Annotated in this window: 22 protein-coding genes; 2 read left to right on the forward strand and 20 right to left on the reverse strand. The window is 63.7% G+C overall.

Going from position 1 to position 19,277, the window contains the following annotated elements; translation table 11 throughout:
- The first annotated feature begins 7 nt into the window (after nucleotides 1-7).
- Nucleotides 8-796: a Fic/DOC family protein gene (locus ACQUSW_RS08525; RefSeq protein ID WP_428931856.1), complete on the forward strand. Its 789-nt coding sequence runs from the start codon at nucleotides 8-10 to the stop codon at nucleotides 794-796.
- A 39-nt stretch (nucleotides 797-835) separates the two neighbouring features.
- Here the strand turns inward: ACQUSW_RS08525 and ACQUSW_RS08530 are convergent, their stop codons facing one another.
- Nucleotides 836-1,534: a nucleoside/nucleotide kinase family protein gene (locus ACQUSW_RS08530; RefSeq protein ID WP_428931857.1), complete on the reverse strand. Its 699-nt coding sequence runs from the start codon at nucleotides 1,532-1,534 to the stop codon at nucleotides 836-838.
- A gap of 85 nt (nucleotides 1,535-1,619) precedes the next feature.
- Nucleotides 1,620-5,084 (reverse strand): MobF family relaxase, encoded by a 3,465-nt coding sequence (gene mobF, locus ACQUSW_RS08535; RefSeq protein ID WP_428931858.1) that lies wholly within the window; start codon nucleotides 5,082-5,084, stop codon nucleotides 1,620-1,622.
- 491 nt (nucleotides 5,085-5,575) lie between these two features.
- Here mobF and ACQUSW_RS08540 point away from each other — a divergent pair, with 491 nt between their 5' ends.
- Nucleotides 5,576-5,740: a hypothetical protein gene (locus ACQUSW_RS08540; protein WP_172952688.1), complete on the forward strand. Its 165-nt coding sequence runs from the start codon at nucleotides 5,576-5,578 to the stop codon at nucleotides 5,738-5,740.
- A gap of 86 nt (nucleotides 5,741-5,826) precedes the next feature.
- Here the strand turns inward: ACQUSW_RS08540 and ACQUSW_RS08545 are convergent, their stop codons facing one another.
- From ACQUSW_RS08545 to ACQUSW_RS08630, 18 genes are all read right to left on the reverse strand, one after another.
- On the reverse strand, nucleotides 5,827-6,774 hold the full coding sequence (locus tag ACQUSW_RS08545) for a diacylglycerol/lipid kinase family protein (RefSeq protein WP_428931859.1): 948 nt from the start codon (nucleotides 6,772-6,774) through the stop codon (nucleotides 5,827-5,829).
- A 44-nt stretch (nucleotides 6,775-6,818) separates the two neighbouring features.
- The gene (locus ACQUSW_RS08550) at nucleotides 6,819-7,925 is read right to left on the reverse strand and encodes a fatty acid desaturase family protein (RefSeq protein WP_428931860.1); all 1,107 of its coding nucleotides are present in this window, start codon (nucleotides 7,923-7,925) and stop codon (nucleotides 6,819-6,821) included.
- A 30-nt stretch (nucleotides 7,926-7,955) separates the two neighbouring features.
- A complete protein-coding gene (locus tag ACQUSW_RS08555; RefSeq protein WP_428931861.1) occupies nucleotides 7,956-8,501 on the reverse strand; it encodes a hypothetical protein in 546 nt (181 codons plus the stop codon).
- Between the two features lie 662 nt (nucleotides 8,502-9,163).
- Nucleotides 9,164-9,574 (reverse strand): hypothetical protein, encoded by a 411-nt coding sequence (locus ACQUSW_RS08560; protein ID WP_428931862.1) that lies wholly within the window; start codon nucleotides 9,572-9,574, stop codon nucleotides 9,164-9,166.
- Complete coding sequence (locus tag ACQUSW_RS08565) at nucleotides 9,571-10,191, reverse strand: Asp23/Gls24 family envelope stress response protein (protein WP_428931895.1); 621 nt, start codon at nucleotides 10,189-10,191, stop codon at nucleotides 9,571-9,573. The genes ACQUSW_RS08560 and ACQUSW_RS08565 overlap by 4 nt, the downstream gene beginning before the upstream one ends.
- On the reverse strand, nucleotides 10,188-10,754 hold the full coding sequence (locus ACQUSW_RS08570) for an RNA polymerase sigma factor (RefSeq protein ID WP_428931863.1): 567 nt from the start codon (nucleotides 10,752-10,754) through the stop codon (nucleotides 10,188-10,190). Before ACQUSW_RS08570 ends, ACQUSW_RS08565 begins: the two co-directional genes overlap by 4 nt.
- Before the next feature lie 121 nt (nucleotides 10,755-10,875).
- A complete protein-coding gene (locus tag ACQUSW_RS08575; protein WP_428931864.1) occupies nucleotides 10,876-11,142 on the reverse strand; it encodes a GlsB/YeaQ/YmgE family stress response membrane protein in 267 nt (88 codons plus the stop codon).
- Between the two features lie 67 nt (nucleotides 11,143-11,209).
- Nucleotides 11,210-11,383 (reverse strand): CsbD family protein, encoded by a 174-nt coding sequence (locus tag ACQUSW_RS08580; protein WP_428931865.1) that lies wholly within the window; start codon nucleotides 11,381-11,383, stop codon nucleotides 11,210-11,212.
- Nucleotides 11,384-11,465: 82 nt separating this feature from the next.
- Complete coding sequence (locus ACQUSW_RS08585) at nucleotides 11,466-11,681, reverse strand: hypothetical protein (RefSeq protein WP_055346121.1); 216 nt, start codon at nucleotides 11,679-11,681, stop codon at nucleotides 11,466-11,468.
- Nucleotides 11,682-11,718: 37 nt separating this feature from the next.
- Nucleotides 11,719-12,336: a hypothetical protein gene (locus ACQUSW_RS08590; protein ID WP_428931866.1), complete on the reverse strand. Its 618-nt coding sequence runs from the start codon at nucleotides 12,334-12,336 to the stop codon at nucleotides 11,719-11,721.
- On the reverse strand, nucleotides 12,333-12,914 hold the full coding sequence (locus ACQUSW_RS08595) for a DUF2065 domain-containing protein (RefSeq protein ID WP_428931867.1): 582 nt from the start codon (nucleotides 12,912-12,914) through the stop codon (nucleotides 12,333-12,335). The genes ACQUSW_RS08590 and ACQUSW_RS08595 overlap by 4 nt, the downstream gene beginning before the upstream one ends.
- Complete coding sequence (locus ACQUSW_RS08600) at nucleotides 12,915-13,310, reverse strand: NTP pyrophosphohydrolase (RefSeq protein ID WP_428931868.1); 396 nt, start codon at nucleotides 13,308-13,310, stop codon at nucleotides 12,915-12,917.
- Nucleotides 13,307-13,498: a DUF2273 domain-containing protein gene (locus ACQUSW_RS08605; protein ID WP_055346117.1), complete on the reverse strand. Its 192-nt coding sequence runs from the start codon at nucleotides 13,496-13,498 to the stop codon at nucleotides 13,307-13,309. Before ACQUSW_RS08605 ends, ACQUSW_RS08600 begins: the two co-directional genes overlap by 4 nt.
- The gene (locus tag ACQUSW_RS08610) at nucleotides 13,495-14,007 is read right to left on the reverse strand and encodes an Asp23/Gls24 family envelope stress response protein (protein ID WP_428931869.1); all 513 of its coding nucleotides are present in this window, start codon (nucleotides 14,005-14,007) and stop codon (nucleotides 13,495-13,497) included. Before ACQUSW_RS08610 ends, ACQUSW_RS08605 begins: the two co-directional genes overlap by 4 nt.
- A 228-nt stretch (nucleotides 14,008-14,235) precedes the next feature.
- A complete protein-coding gene (locus ACQUSW_RS08615) occupies nucleotides 14,236-14,457 on the reverse strand; it encodes a hypothetical protein (RefSeq protein ID WP_428931870.1) in 222 nt (73 codons plus the stop codon).
- An 11-nt stretch (nucleotides 14,458-14,468) separates the two neighbouring features.
- Complete coding sequence (locus tag ACQUSW_RS08620; RefSeq protein WP_428931871.1) at nucleotides 14,469-15,578, reverse strand: fatty acid desaturase family protein; 1,110 nt, start codon at nucleotides 15,576-15,578, stop codon at nucleotides 14,469-14,471.
- Between the two features lie 1,074 nt (nucleotides 15,579-16,652).
- Nucleotides 16,653-18,314, reverse strand: coding sequence for a copper resistance CopC/CopD family protein (locus tag ACQUSW_RS08625; RefSeq protein ID WP_428931872.1), 1,662 nt, complete (start codon nucleotides 18,312-18,314; stop codon nucleotides 16,653-16,655).
- 44 nt (nucleotides 18,315-18,358) lie between these two features.
- Nucleotides 18,359-19,105 (reverse strand): YcnI family copper-binding membrane protein, encoded by a 747-nt coding sequence (locus ACQUSW_RS08630; RefSeq protein WP_428931873.1) that lies wholly within the window; start codon nucleotides 19,103-19,105, stop codon nucleotides 18,359-18,361.
- Nucleotides 19,106-19,277 lie beyond the last annotated feature (172 nt).

Genomic DNA, 19,277 nt, shown 5'->3' on the forward strand with positions numbered 1-19,277 from the left:
CGTCGCGATGCCTGATCGGTACACCTATCCGGGCAGCGATGTTCTCGTCAACAAGTTCGGCGTTACCGACTACGACGACTGGAAAGACGCCGAGGCGGACTTCATCGGTGCCCGCATGGGTGCGCTGCGTGAGCATCCAATCCTCGGCGGATACGACCTTGCGCACCTGCAAGCGATCCACGCCTATCTGACGCAGGACATGTACTCGTGGGGCGGCGAGATACGCGACACCGACACCCACCCCGGCGGAACCGGAATCGCGCACTGTCGCCCGCGGTTCATCGTGCCCGAGACCGAGCGCGTCTTCGGCATCCTCAATGAGTGCGACTACCTGCGCCGCTTGGATGCGGACGAGTTCTCTGAGGGGCTGGCCTGGGTGTGGGGTGAGACGACAGCGATCCACCCGTTCCGCGACGTGAACACGAGAACCCAGCATGTCTTCTTCAATCAGCTCGCCCGCGATGCTGGATGGGTCATCGACTGGTCGCAGATTCCCGGCGACGTGTTCGCGCACGCTCGCGCCCTCGCCATCGTTCAAGACCCCTCAGGCCTGGACGCGCTGATCCGCCCGAACCTCGTCACCGTCGAGGACGCCGCACGGCACGACCGGCTGATAGGGCTGTTGAACGACCACACTCAGGGCTTCACGACACGCAAGGCCGTCCGCGACCCTGCCGTGCTCGACCGGGAGTTGGACGCCGCACGCGAACGCCGCCGTGCCCTGCCTCCGCTGGATGCGTTCGGATACGACGCCCCGCCTGGCGGCGACCGGGGCAGCCCGCGTCTCGGCCTGTAGCCGGGGGCAAGGGCGCGACGCGCCCGCGGCAGCTCTTGTCTATCGTTCGACGAGTGGCAGTCGCCCGTTTGGTCGAGCATGGACGGTCGGCTGTGCGGGGTCGTCATTGTCGATGATGAGGTCTGCGCTAGCCTCGGGCGAGGCCTCCTGCTCGTACATCTCGTAGGCGGGCTGGTAGCGCTCGGCATACATGCGCTGGGTTTGTTCCGGGCCGCCCATATGGGCGCTATCTCGGTCGATCCCGCGTTGCAGGCACACGGCAGGGCTGGTGCGCACATAGATCGCGGCATCCCAGTGCGCTGCCAGCTCGGGGCGCTGCAAGAACGTGCCGTCCACGATCAGCACCGCGTCCGCATCTGCTCGCCAAGGTTCGGCGTCGATGGGCTGGTCTGCATCGAGGTCGAACGACTCTGTGCGGATCATCCGGTTACCGCCAGGGGCGAGGGGTGCGAGCAGCAACGACACCACGGCATCAAGGTCGCGGGCATCAAGGTAATACCCCTCGGCCGACATGCGCCCCCGCCGATACCGCTCGACCTTCGGACGGTGGAATCCGTCGATCTGGGCGCGGATCACCGAGCGGCCGGTCTGCTGGATGCCTGCGGCGAGTTCGTCGGCGAACGTGGTCTTGCCCGATGCGGTGCGCCCATCGACCGCCACCCGCATCGGAGCGGTACGGGGAAGCGCCACAATGCGGTGGACGACCTCGCGGATCATCTCGGCCCGTCGATCACCCATCAGCCACCTCGCTTCGTCGCGCTTCTATCGTCATCTGTCATCCTATGGATCGGTTCTCCGCGAGAACCTGAAAGCAGAGACAGGGCTACCGGCTCAGACCAAACCCGTCACGCTCTGGCGGGCTGCGATCTTCCTGGGGGAAGTTGTATGGCCTGGCGCGTTCCTGCTCCATCCGCTGGGCCTCGCTCGCGGCCTGTGCTGCGCGGGTCTGCTCGATCCGTGCCACGGCTTCGGCGGGGGTGAGCGTGCGTAGCAGCGCGGCTTCCTCCCGCGCCTGCTTTGCGGTCTTCGTGGCTCGCGCGGCCTGTTGCGCGGGGTTGGTGGTGAGGTACGCCTGCTGATTGCGGATCACGGTCTCCGCGCCGAACACTCGCGCGAACGCGACGAGTCGTTCGGTCTGTGCCCGCTCTGGCCGGTGCAGCAGCGCGTCGCGTGCCGCCCGGTGCTCCTGCTCGGCGTCGATCACGCGCGGGTCGCTGTCGATTCGGGGCCGGGTGACTCGCTCCACCCACGCATCGGCGCGTTCGTTCGACCTCGGCGGCTCGCCCCACTCGCTCGGCACCTGCTGGCGCGCTTCGGCGGTGCGCGCTTGTGCGTTCTCGTGCTCGTCGCGGGCGCGGCGCTTCCCGAACCACGACGACGCCCGCACCTGCTCGCCTGCCGTGTGCTCGGTGGCCTCGGCCTGTTTCCACTCGGTGAGTGCCCCTCTCGCGGCGGAGACGATGGGGGCGGCGACCTCGGCGCGCACCTGCTCGGCACGCTTACGGGCGGTCTGCTCGGCGGCTCGCGCCCTCTCCCGTACTTCGACCTCACGGTCGCTGAGGCTAGCGAGGGCGGCGCTGACCTGTTGCCAGCGTGCGGCCTGCGCCTCAGCCGTTGCCGCACGCTTGTCGAGCGCCGCCATCTCGTCGTTCACGAACCGCACGGGGCCGTTCTCGGTGAGCCCGGCCACTTCCTCGACGGCGCGGCGGGTGGCGTCGGCAAGTCCGCGGTCGGCGCGGTCGCGCCCCATCGCCTCGATGAACTGCGCCCTGGCGTCGGACTGGCTCTCGGCGACGATGTGCAGCACGTTCGACTCTTGGCCTCGGGTCATGCCGACGTACACGCCTGCGGCGCTGGTCGCGTCGGTGAGGATCGTGCGCGACCCCGCCACGGTCGCGCCCTGCACTCCGTAGGCGGTCGCCGCATACGACAGGTGGGCGTGCTCGGCCACGTAGTCGGCGGGGAGGCGCAGGGTGCGCTGTCGCTTCCGCCCGTTCCCGGCCTCACGCACGGAGAGCGCGCCGTCGTCCTCGACGTGCTGCACGACCCATTGCTGCCGATTCGCCACGCCCACATCAGTGTTGTTCTTCCGCGTCTGAATCACATCCCCGGCCCCGATGGGCAGGCCGTCGCTCCCGTACACGGTCGTCGTGTCGTCGACGACACCGTTCGAGACTCGTTCCTCGCGGATGCGGGCGTTGACGGTGCGGGCTTCATCGCTCGTGCTGACGGTGATCGCTTCGCCGTCCTGCCGCGCCTGGGCGATATGCTCGCGCGCCTCGTCGCCGCTGTCGTGCAGACGGATGAGACCGAGGCTGGTGAGCTGGTCGAACACTTCGTCGGGGTTTCTGCCGTCGCGTATCCGCAACGTGACCTCGGCGTAGGCGGGGTCGGTGAAGCGGTGCACCTCGGCCATATCGAACGTGTGACCCCGGAATTGCGCGGCCATATCGAGCACACCGCCACGACCGACGGCGGCGAGCTGTGCGCGATCCCCAACCAGTGCGACCGTCGCGCCCGCCTCGGCGGTGACGGTCAGGAGTGCGATTGCGGTGTCCTGGTCGAGCATCCCGGCCTCGTCCACGATCACCCGCTCACCCCGCGCGAGCCGCGCGTCCTCGGACGGGCCGTGATAGGTGCGGCCCGTCTCGGGGTCGGTGTTGCCGGGTGCGAGGCGCGTCCACACGCCGTCGCTGTTCCAGCGCCACCCGTGCGCGTGCACGAGCGCCGCAACACTGGTCGCGGGCACGTCGAGTTCGTCGTGTGCGACCTGCGCGGCGCGCAACGTCGGCGCAACCACCCGCGACACCCGGCCATGCTGCGTCGTGACCTCGATTGCGACACCGAGCATCTTGGTCTTGCCCGCACCCGCTGCACCCTTTACGACGACGAGCGGATCGCGCGATGCGACCGCGGCAGCGGCGCGCTCCTGCCCTGCGTCCAGGCCCCGCGCCTTTGCCGCGTCGCGCACGTCGGGGTGCTTCGGCTTCCGCTTCGGCACTCGTGCGGTCAGGAGGTCGCGCAGTTCCGTCTCGGCTTGCATCACGCGCAGGTTCGTGAGGTGCGCCACATGCTCTGGGGCTGGTGCGCCGGGCGAGAGGATGGAGAAGCAATCCTCCATCGCCAACGCCGTTGCAATGCGCACGAACTCGCGCACCTCGGCGGGTGCGGCCTGCACGCCGTACTCGGTCATGATCCGGGTCGCGTGCTCCTGCACCGTGTGCTGCGTCCACGCCGACCCGCCTGCGGCGCACCGATCCAGTGCCCGGTTCGCAACGGTCTGCACGGAGAGGTCATCCAGCGACACCCGCGCACGGCGCACGGGCCAGCGCAACGTCTCGGGGTCGTAGCCGGCCTCTCGCAACTCCGTCGCCCACGCATGTTCTTCGCGCAGCGTGGTGGGCTTCTTCGCAGGCCGCTCATGCGCCCACGCTTTCGCCGCGAGCCGGGCCGAGACGACTGGCCCCATAGTCTCGCCGGGATGCGCCGCCTCCCACTCGGCCTCGAAGCGTTCCAAGTGCTTGCGCACCTGCTCGCCGCGCTTGCTCATCACACCGTTGAACTGCTCGAGCTCGACCACCTCGCCCGATACCGGATCAAGGGTCAAGCCGTGCCGATCCAGCACATCCGCAAGCTCAGGATGCGCGGCGATCACGGCGGTACCGAGCGCGCGGATCGCGCCCTGCTGCCGGAACAACGCCGCCGTATCCAGCGCCCGCCACTTCCCAGCCGCCCACACGCGGGTACCGACCTGAAAGTGGATATGCCGGTGCGGATCACCCGCCCGGCTGGTGCGGTGCGACACCGCCACCGTCTGCAACTGCTGGACGGGCACCACCTCCTGCTTGCCGCGCGGCCCGACACGGGTCACGGAGTGCTCAGCGAGCCAAGCCTGAATCTCCGCCACCGCGTCCTGCTGCGCCCGGTCGAGAACATCGGAGACCTCCGGGTGGAGCGCTGCGGCAATCGAGAGCGACTTCGGGGCATTCACCACCATCTCCGCGAACCGCGGCGACCCCTGTTTCCCGACACCCGGTAGACGGGGCGTGCCCATCGACTCGCCCGTGACCGGGTTCACCCAATCCACCCACGCCGCATACGCCTCCGGATCAAGCCCGAGCGCAGCAGTCACGTTCCCGGCGCTATCGAGCGCGGTGAACGCCGCCACAGACGCATCCGCGCCGAGGTAATAGTCATCGGCACGGGAGCGATCGGCCTCGACATAACGGCGCGCGTCGGCTCCGGTTCCCCGGAACAGGATCACGCCGCCATGCATGAGGATCACCATCTGACGTTTCTTCTACAGAAACTCACGTATCTACCACGGTAGCATACGTTCATTCGGGAGATAGCACAATGGGAGAATGTAGAAACGGGCGAAGAATCATGGCGAAGTGAATCAGAAGACGAGTCAGCGCTTGATCGGCAACGGTCGTAGAGTTGCGGTGTTCAGCACAGAAGACGCAGTAGCTTTGTCTGCATCGAGTATGGCGTGTCGTGCGCGATGCATGCGCCTGTCACGAAGTCGGGGCCGCTGCACCGCTGGGGAACGCGTTAGTCCTTTCATGGGGACCTTGGTTTCTCGGGAAACTCTGCTGGTAGAACTGCTGCATTCATGTCACGCGTTGATTTGCGTTGATTCTGACCCCAACGTGCCCAAACTCGTTGCCACAGGGACTGGAGGTGGGGCTTATCTTGTGACTCAGCCGTGGTCGCCGGCTTCCTGTGAGTCTTGCCAGTTCCTTCTTTTGCACTCAGATGGAGCGTATGGTGGGGAACATGTGGACAGTTCTTCTCATCTTGCTTGTGGTATGGGCGGTGCTGTCGATCGTGGGATTCGTGTTCGAGGGTCTGCTCTGGTTGGCCATCATCGGAATCGTGCTCTTCGTCGGCACCCTGATCTTCGGGCTGCTCCGGCAACGCGCGAAGCGCTCGAAAGCATAACCCGCCTCTCCCTCACATGGTTCAGCGGGGATGCTCTTCTGCGGCATGGCGTGCGTACCGCACACCCCGGCATTGCTTGCAGGCGCTCAGTCAGTTCGCCGGGCGACCCGGACTTGCAATGCACCGGGTCTGATGCCGACATTGACGCGGGTCACGTGGCCGAAGCTGTCTCCGTCGAGTTCGATCAGGTGCGGGGTGTCGAACCGTGCCTCGAACTGTCTCCCCCGGACGTAGGCGAGCGCGTGAATATCGGGCGCTCGTTCGAGCATGCGCCGGCTGAGCTGAGAGCGCCGTGCGATGCCCTGCAGCGTGAGGCGCGTGCCGATCCGAGCCCACCCGAACCGTCCTTTCGGGCGCATCATGACCACGTCGAGGAATCCGTCATCGATGACCGCGCCGGGGATCAGGAGCATGTTTCCGGTGAGCGTGCCGCAGTTGCCCACGATGACCGTGTGGGCCCGGGTGGACCTGACTCTGCTCTGGTCCACGCGGTAGTCGAGATGGAAGAGCCGGTTGACGATGACCGATCTGGCGATGGGCGTGACGTACGCGAGCCAGCCGAGGTGCTTCTTCGCGATCGAGCTCGTGTGCTCCGCCATCTCCGCATCCAGGCCGATACCCGCCATGACGACGAAAGCATGCCGTCGTGAGGCGCCGTCAGCATCGTCGAACTCGGCGACCCCGACATCCACGGCTTGCGTCGCGCCCGTGAACGCGGCCTCGATGTTGCCCTCGATATCGCCGAGCGAGATACCCAGGTCGCGTGCCAGCAGGTTCCCGGTGCCGGTGGGGATCAGCGCGATGGGGATCCCTGAGCCGTGGACGACGTCTGCGACGGCTCGGACGGTGCCGTCGCCGCCGGCCACGATGATCACCGCGGGCTCACTGGCCAGGGCTTGCTCCGCCGCCGCGCGTCCGGAATCCTGTGCGTCGGTCTCGTACCAGCTTGATGGCTCCCACTGCAACGCTCGCTCCTGCACCTCCATGGCAGTGCGGGCACGCTCCAGTGGGATCTTCACCGGGTGATAGACCACGGCGGCATGCGGTCGCCTCGGCGTCCCGTCTCTGCGAGGAAACCTCACGGTGCCGCTGGGATCGTGAGGTGATTGCGCTGCTCGATGAGCGGGCAGGTGAACACGTCGCGTTCCCCGAGCCCTACTCGGTTGATGTAGCGCACGACGATGGCGTACGAAGCGAACAGGCCCGTCTGCAGATAGGGGACGTCATGGGTTCGACAGTACTCAGCGACGATCGGCGCTGCCCTGCGCAGATGCGGGCGAGGCATCGAAGGAAACAGATGGTGCTCGATCTGATAGTTCAGGCCACCCATCGCGGTATCGAGAATACGGGTACCGCGAATGTTGCGGCTCATCATCACTTGACGCCGCAGGAAATCGAGGCTCGCATCTCTCGGCACGACAGGCATCCCTTTATGGTTCGGCGCGAACGAGGCTCCCATATAGAATCCGAACACACCGAGCTGCACGGTGAGGAACACGAACGCGATTCCCGGCGAGAGCACGATGAACACGAGCACCGGAAACCCGACAAGCCGGATCAGTAGAAACACGATCTCTGCCCAACGCCGCTTCAACTCGCCTCTCGCGAGCACTCGGTGCACCCCGGATGCGTGCAGCGAGACCCCTTCCAGAAGCAGAATCGGAAAGAAGAACACCCCCTGATGCGCCCGCAGCCATTTCAGCATCCGGCTCTTCGGAGGTGCTCGATCCGGAGTGACGATAATCACAGGGAGTTCGATGTCAGGATCGGCGCCCAGTTTGTTCGGGTTTGCATGGTGGCGCGTGTGCTTGTGCTGCCACCACCCGTAGCTCATGCCGACCAGCAAATCACCGAGAACGATGCTCACCCAGTCGTTCCACGTTCCCGACACGAATATCTGGCGGTGTGCGGAGTCGTGGCCGAGGAACGCGATCTGGGTGAAGAGGATCGCAAGGAGCGCCGCGGTAAACAGTTGCCACCAGCTATCACCGATCCAGACGAACGCGAACAAGCCGCTGGCGAGGATCAGGGGCAAACCGATCAGCTTCGTCCAGTAGTACCCATACCGGCGACGCAGCAGCCCCTGTTCACGGATCGTCTTCGCCAATGTCGTGAACTCGCTCGCACCCCTACCCTTGGCTGACAAGCCCGCCCGAGGAGGTCGGGTCGAACGATACTCGTTCATGATGCACCTGAGATCCTGCGGTCTTGGGCGTCAGGAACGTCCGTGACCGCCCTCATCGGTCCAGTCGTCGATCTGGGCGCGATCCGACCGGACGCGGTTCGCCTCCGCTCGCGCCGAATCCTGACCAGTTGGGGATGGGGTGAAAGCGACGGATTCCGCGAGTGCGGTGACCGCGGCGGTACGCGCGTTCTCACTCACAGCTGCATTCTGGAACACGACCGCGGCTGCCTCCTGCCGAGCTTTCACCCTCGTGCTGATCTCCGCCAGGCGATCTGCTAGGGCACTTGCGAGTCCGTCGCGCAACTCCTCGAGGTTCGTGTTCGCGATCTCCAGGCGGCGATCCGACACCGTCACCTCCACGGTCGGGTAGCCAGCCTGCGCGAGAAAGTCTCGGGTCTCGCTCCCCAAAATCTCGATCACTTCGTCCCGTTCGGGCCGTCGCGTGAACACGGCCTCCACCGTGTATCGATCCGGAGCCTCATCGGTCATCAGGGCAGCAGGCAACGAACCCACCAGCACCGATCCCAGGCCCAGCGTCGCGGCGTCCACGCCGCTCATTCGTGTCTGTGTATCCATGATCTGACGATACGCCCCGTACATGTACGCCTCACAGCTTCGGCAACCCTGTCAGGGGGGCGGGGAGGCCACGCTCAAGACTATTCATCTAGGTCCATGTGCCTTGCGGCGCTCGAGTTCAGCGCGACCGCACGAGCACAGTGCGGCGGCTATCACAGCGTCGTGGTCGTCTCTTCGCAGTCCGCCAAAGCTGAACGCCTCGCATGCGGGCGAGCTACGGTGACAATATGAATGCAAATGAGAACGCCCCCGAGAAGGAACCGGATCATCGAAGAATCGCGCGGAAGCGAGCGGCACGATGGGAACGCGCGATACAGGACTCCGGGCACGCATACGCGCCCACCGAAGAGACCACGCGCCGCCGGAACTCCGAGATCATCCGCGATCAACAGGAGAACGACCGCACCGAGGAACTGAGGCAAGAGGGAGGAGGCGACTCCATTGACACTACTCGTCGGTAGCGCTGACTCTTGCGGTGAACGCAGGAAAGGTTTCGCTGCCCCGCTTATCTCACCCGCCTCCGCGCGGGCTACGATGTGAGTCCGGCGCTGCGCGAGGTGCCACCGACAGCCTCGACGAGCGCCTCAGCAGGCTCAGCGCAGGCGCGTCATGATGGGGCTTGCTGCGGAGTGCGTTGATTCGCGCGGGGCGGTGCGGCGGCTTCAGTCTTGAGGCGAGATTTCAGTCGGCATCACCAGGCTCGCCGTCGACGTTCGTCGGGACGCGAGGTCTCCGGGGCCATCGTCGATGTGGACGACAGTGAGGCGGATCTCCACAGGGGTACAGCCGCGATCGGTACACAGCGCGGCAATCGCTGCGTGTACTCGGCGACTGGTTTCAGCGGCTCCCGCGGCGGCGAGCACGCCTATCGCGGCCTCTGCTCGCGGGCCGTCCGGCGTATGCTCCCAACGGATAAGCGGTGCTTCGTTCTGCTGAGCTCCGAGGAGCTGAGCGCCAGCATCGACCACTTTTGAGATGATGCCGCCTGTCCGGAAGATCGTAGTCACTCCGGGAACGGCCCGGACCGCGGTCTCGATGTCCGCGGCCATTGCCTGACCCGTCGGCTCGGTCATCGGTTTCCTTCCGTCAGGTTCCGAAGCTGCTGGATATCGTGCACGGTGATGTCGATGCCGGTCACGTTCAGAGTGGTGTGTGTCATCACACGTGCACTGATCTCAGTGCGGAGCCGATCCGCAAGATCCGGGATCGGTTCGCCGTAGGGCACGCTGACATCGACTCGGATTCGCACGGGTTCGCCCGGCACCGTGACATCTCCGTCGAATCGGCATTTGCCGATAACGACGCCGGGCACGGTATGCTCCGCCGCGCGGATCACACCCCGGACAGCGCCCTCGGTGATGCCCAAGTCGGCTTCGAGCGCGGGCGCAGGCAGCGGGATGCGCCGTCCGGCGCGCGCGTCCAGGGTGATGCCGGCGAGGATGCTCTGCACCCAGGTGTCGTCGGGCTCCGGTTCCGCCGAAGTGTCGGCTGCAAGGAGCTCGGGGGTGAGCTCACGAAGACGGGTCAGGGCATCCAGTGCGATGCGGCAACCGGGCGAGCCTTCGATCGAAGCATCCACAGGGGTGCGCCCGGCATCGAGGTAGTCGGAGAGCTCTTCAATGGTGTGCCCACCGAGGTCCTCGAACTCGGTCACGTGGGTCTGCGGATCAGGGAGATCGTGTTGGTTCATCGCCACTGCTCCATTCGTACAATGATGTCTTTTCGTGCACGAGCAAGCAAACCCCGAACCGTCGACACCCGGACGTCCAGCTCTTCGGCGATCTCCTCATAGCTGTAGTCACCCAGCTCTCGCAGCACCCAGCATTCACGCTGAGCATCGGGGAGCTGGCTGATTGCGTCGCTTAACGCAGCGATCCCTGCTCGTGCTTCCGCGCGTCGCGGCGGGGCCATCCGCTCCGGCGCTGGTAGCTCCGTCTCGCTCAAATCCGAATAGGGTCGAATGGATCGGATGCGGTCGATCGCTTTGCGGCTGGTGATCCGCATGAGCCAGCTCTTCACCCGTCCGGGGTCATTCAGCTTCGGCAGTTGATCCCACGCGGTGATGAATGCGTCTTGGACGACGTCGTCGACATCCGCGCTGCCCGGAAGGATTCGACGCGCATACGCACGCATCATCGGGGCGTACCTGCGAACGAGCACGGCGAATGCAGCCGTGTCTCCGTCTGCGGCGCGCCCGGCGATGATCCGGTCGTCCGCTGACTCCAATGGGTTGCGATACGGCTCACTGCTCATCCTTCATTCCCCTGATACCAAGGGCACCTCTCCGGTGAGGGCCGACGGGCGGTGCGACACCCACCCGTCTCCCTCATCCTTACCCGTACCAGTCAGTTCGTCCATGGTCTGGGAGACTGGGTCACTTCTTCGCGCGGCGACCGGCGATCAGACCGTAGATGAGCAACACCAGGATCGAGCCGCCGATCGCGAGCAGCCAGGTCGAGAGGTTGAAGAATCCTTGCAGGTTGACGTTGAAGATGAGGCCGCCGAGCCAGCCGCCGAGCATCGCACCGACAACACCGAGCAGCAGTGTGACGAACCAGCCACCGCCCTGCTTGCCGGGAAGGATGAGCTTGGCGATCGCGCCGGCGATCAACCCGAGAATGAGAAAGCTGAAGAAGCCCATGAGAGCAGTCCTTTCGAATGAGAGAAACGGGGTGACCGGGGCGGGCGAGCCCGCCCCGGTGGCGTGGTTACTTCTTGAACATCTCCTTGACGTCCTCGACCTTGTCCCTGATGACTCCCTTCGCCTGGTCTGCCTTGCCTTCGGCGACGAGCTTGTCATTGTCGGTCGTCTTGCCGACGGTCTCCTTCACCTGACCGGTGACCTTGTCAGCTGCGGCCTTCATCTTGTCTTCAGCACTCATCGTGTGATTTCCCTTCTTACCTGTACCGCTCCCTGGATTCGAGAGCGGGACTCTCGGGCAGGCGTCTTGCTGCCCGTCTGTCCTAGCTGCCGAGAAAGTTCTTGCGCGCTTTCTCGAGCGACTTCTTGGCGTTCTTCGCCATCCGTTTGCGTGACTTCTTCGCCTCCGGGTTTGTCCAGAGCCGTTCGAGCTGGTGCCGCAAGTCCTCGTAGTTCTTCCCGCGCGCCTTTGCCGACTCCACGCCGACCAGATAGGCGGCGACCGCGATCACCGCAAGTATCAGGATGTTCTTACGCATCGCGTTCTTCCTTTCGTTAAGCCCCGCAATGCGAGGGTCAGTTCACTCGGGATTGGTCAGCCGCGAGCCGCGAGCGAATCCCGGAATGGATCGTAACGAGCGTCGAGATCTCCCGACCCAGTAGGGTCGCAAGGCGATCGACGAGTCCCGTCACCGTCTCGGAGACATCGACAGGTGACACGTTTTGCCTCGGCGTCACGCTCACATGGAGGACGTCAGCGCCCCACAGTCTGCGAGCGTTCACTTTCGAGGCGAGGATCTCTTCATGCGACGCGAGCGATTGGGTGATCGCGTCGGCCGCGAAGCCGCCCCGAATAGTGAACGATCCCTGCACCTCGCCTTCCGCCTCCTCACGGATCACCACGCTGCTTCGCCCACCACCCAGCCGGGCGATAACGAGCACCGTGATGACCACGAGCAGCACCAGCAGGGTGAGGAACGCCAGAGTGAACCAGCTCACCGTAGTCGCCTCCGAAATACGAGACGCGTTATCTGCGCTGACCATCCAGTCCACACCGGTCGATAGCCAGCTCTTCCAGAGGTCGCCGGCAACGGGCCACAGTATGGGCATCACCGTGGCGCTGCCGACGCAGATCAGAAGGATGCCAGCGATCAAGAGGATCACTCGGTTCACGCCTCGGTTCGTGGCATTCATGACTTCACCTCCCCATCTGCAGCGCGCAGGACTCTTGCCCTCACCCTTACACGGGGCGACAACTGATAGCCGACCAGTTCCGACTCGGCGACAGCGCGTGCATGACGCCTATCGACGGCTTGTCCGGGCTCTGGCCTGACGGTGATATCCGCACTGCGGTGACCGACACCTACGACGACAGCGCCTTTGGCGAGGTCCAGTTCACGCCGCACCCGCTCCGCGACTGACGACGCGATCACGCCGTTGTCCACGATCACCGCATACGACGAGGATCCAAGCTCGTGCTTCGGTCTCCGGCCAGGGCCGAGGGCGAGCCAGACGAGAACCACCCCGGCAACCAGCGCGATGAGTCCTCCTGCAACGACCAGGCCCTGAGGCTGGTCTGGCAGATCCTGCAGCCAGGTCAGCGCTGTCCCTGGTGCGACCAGCAACGGGCCGATGCCGAGGAGACGTAAGACGATCTCGATTCCCACGTAGATCGCTGACAAGGCGACGAGAACAAGGAGAATCACGGTGGCGACGGTGCGTGGAGAGTGCGTCTCTCGGCGCACGACACGTTTTAGCACGGTATTCGTCATCTACCTCACCCGCTTTCGCTTCGGGATGATCGCTCCCGTAACAGTGAACGACACACGGCGGATGTCCCGTCCTGTCAAACGCGCGAACTCTTCAGCGAGTTCGGCCTGAAGCGCACGAACCCGTTCGAGGACCGGAACCGCAGCCTCAATCGCCTCGAGATCGCTGAGATCCGGGACGGGAAGCTTCGCCGCGATTCGCACAGCAAGACCTCCACCCCATTCAGCCGCCTCGACGCTCACGTCGTCTCGAGACACACCGATCGCGACCGCTGACGCTTCCCGAACAACCTTGTCGATGACGCGCTCATCCACCCGAACGCTCCCAGGCGCCGGCGAAACAACATCAGGTGTGCTCGCAATGCTAATGCTCGGGGATGCAACGGTCAGCACGCTCATGACGAGGTCCGCCTCCCCGTGAATGCGCTAGCGAGCGCGCGAAGGTCCAGCTGACCCGACAACACTCGCCCGGTCAGAGCACCGATCACCATGAGCAGCACGACCAGCAGGAATCCCCAGAACCCGAAGATCAGCGCAGCGAAGGCCAGCACTGCGCCGACCAGCGCCCCGGTCAGCGTCGCACTCATGAGACGCGCGACTCGGTGTCGTCGTCGGCATCGTCGATCGGCAGGTGCACATCATTCACGTCGATATTAACCTCGACGACCTGCAAACCGACCAGACGAGTGATTGCCGCGGTCACCGCGCTGCGCACGTTATCGGCGACTTCCTGGATCGGCGCCGGATAGTCGACCACGATCGTGATATCCGCGGCAGCCTGGGTCTCACCCACCTCGACCTTTACGCCCTGCGTGAGATCCGTCGCGTTCACCGCGTCACGGATCGCACCGAATGCACGCGCCCCTCCGCCGCCAAGCGCATGCACCCCCGAAACCTCACGGGCAGCGATGCCCGCGACCTTCGCGACCACGCCCTCGGCGATCGTCGTCCGTCCCGCCGAAGCACCCTCCTCCATCGGAAGACGCGGTACCGCAGGCGCACGATCCACTCGCGACGAGCCCGCAGCCCCTACGCTTCGCGGCACCGATGCGCCGCCCTCAGAAGCAACAGTCTTGTTCATCTCATCCGTAGCCATCAGAACTACCTCCACAATCCAGCAGCACGACCGCTGGCCGCACCATCCAACGAGCGAAGAACAACGCTCTACACATAAGACGGCACCCGACCGCCGAACGTCACAAAATCTTTGTGACGGGCAGGAAACTTGTCGACAGCGAGCCCGATGATTCGAGAACCCATTCTGTGGCTGATGATGGCCGAACGTCCCATCTGCTTCTCCCCCGCCGGGTCAGATGGAGAATCTTCACACCTTCGTTTGTTTGTTCGCGCGCGAAGGATCATCGGCATCGCGGTTCAGATCCGACACATTCACCGCCTCGATACGGTCGCTCACTTGCAGCGCCATCTTGCTGTTCTTGATCTCGTGCGAGCTCAGCTTGTCGACGGACAACGGTGGCTGGAGACGGGGCGTATGCGTGTCCAGACTCGCGTACTTCGCGCTCCCACCGCTCGATCCACTCGCCACGGGTTAGATAGTCACACTCGGCGATACCGGGCATTGATGGGACACTCGAACGGATCACGAGCCGAGAGACCGACACGGTTCAGGTAGTCAACGACAATCGCGTAAGAACGACCCAGCGATGTCTCCGTGTATGGGACGCCCAGTTCCCGGCAGTGTTCGCGGACGATACGTCGCGCGCGCGAAAGAAACGGTCGGGACATGCTTGGGAACAGGTGGTGCTCGACCTGGTAGTTGAGGCCGCCCATGAGCGAAGTCGCCCACCACCCACCCCGAATGTTCCGCGAGGTACGCACCTGTTTCGTGAAAAAGTCGAGCTTCGCGTCGTGAGCGATCACCGGCATCCCTTTGTGATTGGGGGCGAAAGAGGCTCCCATATACACGCCGAAGACCGCGACTTGAATCCCCAGGAACGCGAAAGCCATACCTATAGGAAGCAAGAGGAAGAGCGGGATGATCAGGAGGGCGAACCGCGCGGCGATGATGGCAAGCTCGATCCAGCGCCCTTTCACCGGTTCCCTGCTCAGAAGGTGGCGGAGGCTGTGGAAGTGGAGGTTCAGCCCCTCTAGTGTGAGCAAAGGGAAGAAGAACCAGCCTTGTCGCTTCGTGATAGCGCGCCGCAATCCTCTCGCCTGGGCCGCGTCTTCTTCGAGGAACGAGATGGTATCGACCTGGATATCGGGGTCCTTGCCCACTCGGTTCGGGTTTGAGTGGTGGCGGCTGTGCTTGGAGTCCCACCAGGAGTAGCTCATTCCGATGGCACCGGCGAGGACGCGCGCAAGACGATCATTTGCCGGACCGAGGGAGAGGATCTGCCGGTGCGCCGCTTCGTGGGCGAGAAACGCGATCTGCGTGAAGACGATCCCCAGGGCTCCCGCGATGAGGAGCTGGAACCAGCTCTCTCCTAGCAGAACGAATCCGGCTATCGTGCCGCCGAGAGCGACCACAAGAACCAGTCCGACCAGGACGTAGAACCAGGGCGCCCGACGCAGGAGACCCGCATCCCTCACCTGCTGCGAGACCCGCGTATAAGCCTTCGCTATCGGCGGAAAGTCACCGGCACGGGCGCGAGTCGCGCGTACGGGGCCGAGACCGTTGAGTTCTTGTATGTTGGTTACCGACATGGGCGGTACCTGCTTCCATCACGGGCACTTCTGAGGCGGGGCCCTTGTGGAGCTACGGCATTTGCCGATCGCTACCCTGACGATAGTTCGCCAACCCGGTGTTCCCCTGTACGCCGCCGCGAATCACGCTGTCGAAGTCCGTTCCTGCCATAGGTGAAGGCATGCGCCGGGATCGTCGCCGAGGGCTGGGTGGAGAACACGTTGGACTATTGCCAGACGCACAGACCTTGACCGAGATGGTTGTCTTCCGTGTTCAGCCACAACCGTTACTGGCCGGTGCGGGTCTCGTCTCAGCCTCCGAACTGGACCAGGCTCGATATCCTGTGAGCTGCGAAAAGTGCTAACGAAAGTGCTAAGCACTCTGTAGTTCGGAGTATCACCGTGGAGTTATCCACATGCCACACGTCGTAGATCGTTGATTTCATGCAGCAGAACGGCCTACCGAGATTCGCGACGCGAGGAGGTCGAGGTCAGTTCAAGTCCCCCCTCGCGCACCCAATGAGCGATGTTGTAACCCGGGCCTGAAGAAACAGGTTCTGGGTTACAACATCGCTTTTTTCGTTGCTAGCGGTGTGCTGGTCTGCCCAGGCGATGGCTTGCTGTTTGGTCGTCTCGTCGAGGATCGTCTCGAACGGCGCCGCCGTGTCGGCGGTTAGTCGCGAGTTCTTGTTTAGATGGGGGTGAAGAACGTCGGGTTTGCGAGGCCTTTGTTGCGACCCAGGCAGATGAAGTGCGGGTAGATGTTGCCGTGCCGGTTGTTGGCGTGGATGATCGTCATTCGCTGCCTGCATCTGCCGCAGCATAGGGCGTCCTTCAGATAGTGGTCGTGTTTTTGGGTGCGGACCCCGGATTGGGCGCACCGGTCGAGGAAGTCCCCGGCGCGCAACCATAAATCGTGAACATGGCCCTTGCGTGTTCTGCCGACACGGGCGGTGATGCGGCATGAGCTGCCTGTGTCTCGCAAACAGTGGCGGCCCTGGACCGCCCGATAGAAGTTGAACGACTCGTCAGATCACTGTGTAAAGTCGTTCGCAAAAGTCGGGAGCCCGACCTGCGCCGTTGGCCGAGCGAGTGTTATTGGATCGAAATAGTCTCCATTGCGATTGGCTGATCATATGTCGAGATACGAGTGGTGAACTCGACCTGCCACTCACCGCGGACAGGGAGAGTAAGTAACGATTCATATTCTCCAGTAGCGGTGTCGAGTGTGGTAGCCGCAGTAATGGGTCCGAGCTGTTGTGCGGGTAGCCGCGCAGATACCAGAACGTCCTCCGTGGTGACGGGCTCCCCGTCGTAGGAGAGGCTGAAGACCAGGGCGTTTGGGCCGGGTGTGCCGGGACTCAGTGTGCCGACCACAACTAATCCTTGCGATTCGATTCGCACTGATCTTTCCTGCGGTTTCGTCGTTTGAACCGCGACTCCGGCATGGTGGTGATCGTGACTCGGGCTACTGTTCCCGAGGTATCCCGTGATCGCAATAACCGTGATGATGAGGGCCGCCTCGTAACTGAGGATGCGTTTGAGAGTGGCCCATCTCAGAGCGACGAGTGGGTCGGAAAGGATGTGTGGGAGAAGCCGAGTGCGGTTCCACGCAGCCAGGGCGATGACCGTGAGAACTGTGCTGAGCTTGAGGAGTAAGGTCAGGCCGTAACCGGTGCTGACGAGCTGCTCGGGTGCGTCGAGGATCAGAACGGTCATGACTGTGCCACTGAGGGCGAGCAGCAGAACACTATACAGAGCGAACCGCGAGAATCTCGCTGTCGCCTGGGCGGCTTGTTCAACATCTGTAGAAACCCCGCCACGTCGCGGACTGGCAGACGCTATGAACAGGAGAAGCCCGATTACGCCGCCTGTCCAGAATGCTGCGACGACAAGATGCGAAATATCTGCCGCGATCATGAGCCATCCGGGCTCCCTGGTTCGGGAGTGCCCGACTAGGACTGGCGCCGAGGTCGCCGTGGCAGCCAGCAGCGCAGATGAGACTCGGGCCGCCACGGAACGGACGCGTGCGCCGAGGAAGTAGGCAGCAGAACCAGTGACCACCGCGATGGCCGCAACGAGTATCGGAGGCCACTGCATTCCCGGGAGCCAGCTGTCCGGATTGAGGATCGACCCCAAGCCTTTACCGGTAATGCGCAGCGCGGAGGCAGGTAGCAGAAGCACCGACGCGGCAGCCCCGCCCCAGAGGGCAGCTTTGGTGAGACGGCGCGCTCCCGGAGGGAGCGCCTGGTGATGACGCATAACGACGTTATGGAAAAACAGTAATCCTGCGAAGACGAGCAGCCCGAGGTATTGAATGACGGTCAAGACGGTGACTGTCGAGTCTGCGGAGGCCGATGTCACGGTCTCGGCGTCCGGAGTCAGAGCTGATGAGGAAGCTTCGCCGATATGGAAGGTAATCGCGCCCCCGACGGGGTGTCCGTCGGCAGACACGATCCGGTAGCTCAGAGCATACGTGCCGTCGGCGAGCCGGTCAGGGAGGAAGATTACGACGGCGTGGTCGCGTGTGTGCGCGTCAAGGGTGACCGAGTCACCGTCGCTAGGAAAGAGGCGGATCGCGCCCTCGATGAGCTGCACAGGTTCGTTGAACTGCAGTTCGGCGGTTTCTGGAGCTTGCTCAAGGGCCTCACCATCGCCCGGCGTAGTCTCTAGCAGAACCGCGTGCGCATTCGCCGGTGGGACGCCAGTAATTAACGCCAGCACACCCCCGATGAGGATGGCCAGCAGTAACCGCATGACCACCCCCTCTAGGAGCTGTCTCTTTCCCGCGACGGTCAGACTCATGCCTGCTTGCGTCCCCGAACCAGTGCGACGATGCCAGCAAGGAGCCCCAGGGCTCCGACGACCAGTGCGGTGATCACCAGCGGTGTCTGTACGCTCGAAGTCTCATCCTGAGCCGCGGCTTCCGAAGCTTCGGCGGTGTGATCGCCGTGATCGTGACCGCTATTCGCGCTCGCCTCAACAATCGCGATCTCCGGAGCGGGAAGATCGAGTTCGTGCGGATCTTGACCTTCGGCCGCTATCTGCACCCACGCCGACTCTCCCTGCTCGCAGGTTTGCACCGTGGGGAAATACAGTGTCGATCCTGCCGCATCCTCGGGCAGCTGCAACGACAATTCAAACGCGTCCCGCTGATCATCGGGCAGTGGAGTTTGTGCCGTGTAAACAACCTCCGCAATTCGTTCAGTCACTTCGTTACCGTGACTATCGGTGATCGGTTTTTCAAGGGTCTCGGCGATCGTTTCGACCGTGTAGAGCGGGTTGCGCGTAGCGGTAACTGAAGTTATTTCTTCGGGGATCTGGATCGACACAGACGTTGTCGCTGACCCGTCGCACCCATGGGGAACGCTGAACGTAAGTAGCGCGTAAGCACCGGCTTCTGCTGTGTCTGAGCTCACTGTGACGTGCGCGTTCGCTGCTATGGCGCCCCCGAATGTCAGCGCGATCGCACCCAGCACGGCCGCGCCACCCATCAGCCTTGGACGCTTCGCCCAAGACAGCGTCTGCTGTTGTGTAGATTCTTGCATTGATTTCTCCTTACTTTGTGCCGCCCTGGACAGGGCAGCCTCAACCAACAAGCATTGGCAGGCACATCGCTGCCATCCCGAGGCACATCAGTGCTCCCGCTCCGACATCTCCGGTGTGACCTACCCACATTCGTTTTCCGCCCCGCACACAACCGACGAATTCCACGACGAA

This window comes from Microbacterium luticellae (genome assembly GCF_050408645.1).
In the GTDB taxonomy this organism is placed as follows: Bacteria; Actinomycetota; Actinomycetes; order Actinomycetales; family Microbacteriaceae; genus Microbacterium.

Coding starts and splice junctions, on each gene's coding strand:
- ACQUSW_RS08560 (WP_428931862.1), bottom strand. CDS start 9,574: ATGACCGAGCCGACGGGTCAGGCAATGGCCGCGGACATCGAGACCGCG.
- ACQUSW_RS08530 (WP_428931857.1), bottom strand. CDS start 1,534: ATGGGTGATCGACGGGCCGAGATGATCCGCGAGGTCGTCCACCGCATT.
- ACQUSW_RS08610 (WP_428931869.1), bottom strand. CDS start 14,007: ATGGCTACGGATGAGATGAACAAGACTGTTGCTTCTGAGGGCGGCGCA.
- ACQUSW_RS08590 (WP_428931866.1), bottom strand. CDS start 12,336: ATGAATGCCACGAACCGAGGCGTGAACCGAGTGATCCTCTTGATCGCT.
- ACQUSW_RS08550 (WP_428931860.1), bottom strand. CDS start 7,925: ATGAACGAGTATCGTTCGACCCGACCTCCTCGGGCGGGCTTGTCAGCC.
- ACQUSW_RS08625 (WP_428931872.1), bottom strand. CDS start 18,314: ATGCGGTTACTGCTGGCCATCCTCATCGGGGGTGTGCTGGCGTTAATT.
- ACQUSW_RS08580 (WP_428931865.1), bottom strand. CDS start 11,383: ATGAGTGCTGAAGACAAGATGAAGGCCGCAGCTGACAAGGTCACCGGT.
- ACQUSW_RS08595 (WP_428931867.1), bottom strand. CDS start 12,914: ATGACGAATACCGTGCTAAAACGTGTCGTGCGCCGAGAGACGCACTCT.
- ACQUSW_RS08525 (WP_428931856.1), top strand. CDS start 8: ATGCCTGATCGGTACACCTATCCGGGCAGCGATGTTCTCGTCAACAAG.
- ACQUSW_RS08555 (WP_428931861.1), bottom strand. CDS start 8,501: ATGGATACACAGACACGAATGAGCGGCGTGGACGCCGCGACGCTGGGC.
- ACQUSW_RS08620 (WP_428931871.1), bottom strand. CDS start 15,578: ATGTCGGTAACCAACATACAAGAACTCAACGGTCTCGGCCCCGTACGC.
- ACQUSW_RS08630 (WP_428931873.1), bottom strand. CDS start 19,105: ATGCAAGAATCTACACAACAGCAGACGCTGTCTTGGGCGAAGCGTCCA.
- mobF (WP_428931858.1), bottom strand. CDS start 5,084: ATGGTGATCCTCATGCATGGCGGCGTGATCCTGTTCCGGGGAACCGGA.
- ACQUSW_RS08600 (WP_428931868.1), bottom strand. CDS start 13,310: ATGAGCGTGCTGACCGTTGCATCCCCGAGCATTAGCATTGCGAGCACA.
- ACQUSW_RS08575 (WP_428931864.1), bottom strand. CDS start 11,142: ATGGGCTTCTTCAGCTTTCTCATTCTCGGGTTGATCGCCGGCGCGATC.
- ACQUSW_RS08540 (WP_172952688.1), top strand. CDS start 5,576: ATGTGGACAGTTCTTCTCATCTTGCTTGTGGTATGGGCGGTGCTGTCG.
- ACQUSW_RS08585 (WP_055346121.1), bottom strand. CDS start 11,681: ATGCGTAAGAACATCCTGATACTTGCGGTGATCGCGGTCGCCGCCTAT.
- ACQUSW_RS08570 (WP_428931863.1), bottom strand. CDS start 10,754: ATGAGCAGTGAGCCGTATCGCAACCCATTGGAGTCAGCGGACGACCGG.
- ACQUSW_RS08605 (WP_055346117.1), bottom strand. CDS start 13,498: ATGAGTGCGACGCTGACCGGGGCGCTGGTCGGCGCAGTGCTGGCCTTC.
- ACQUSW_RS08565 (WP_428931895.1), bottom strand. CDS start 10,191: ATGAACCAACACGATCTCCCTGATCCGCAGACCCACGTGACCGAGTTC.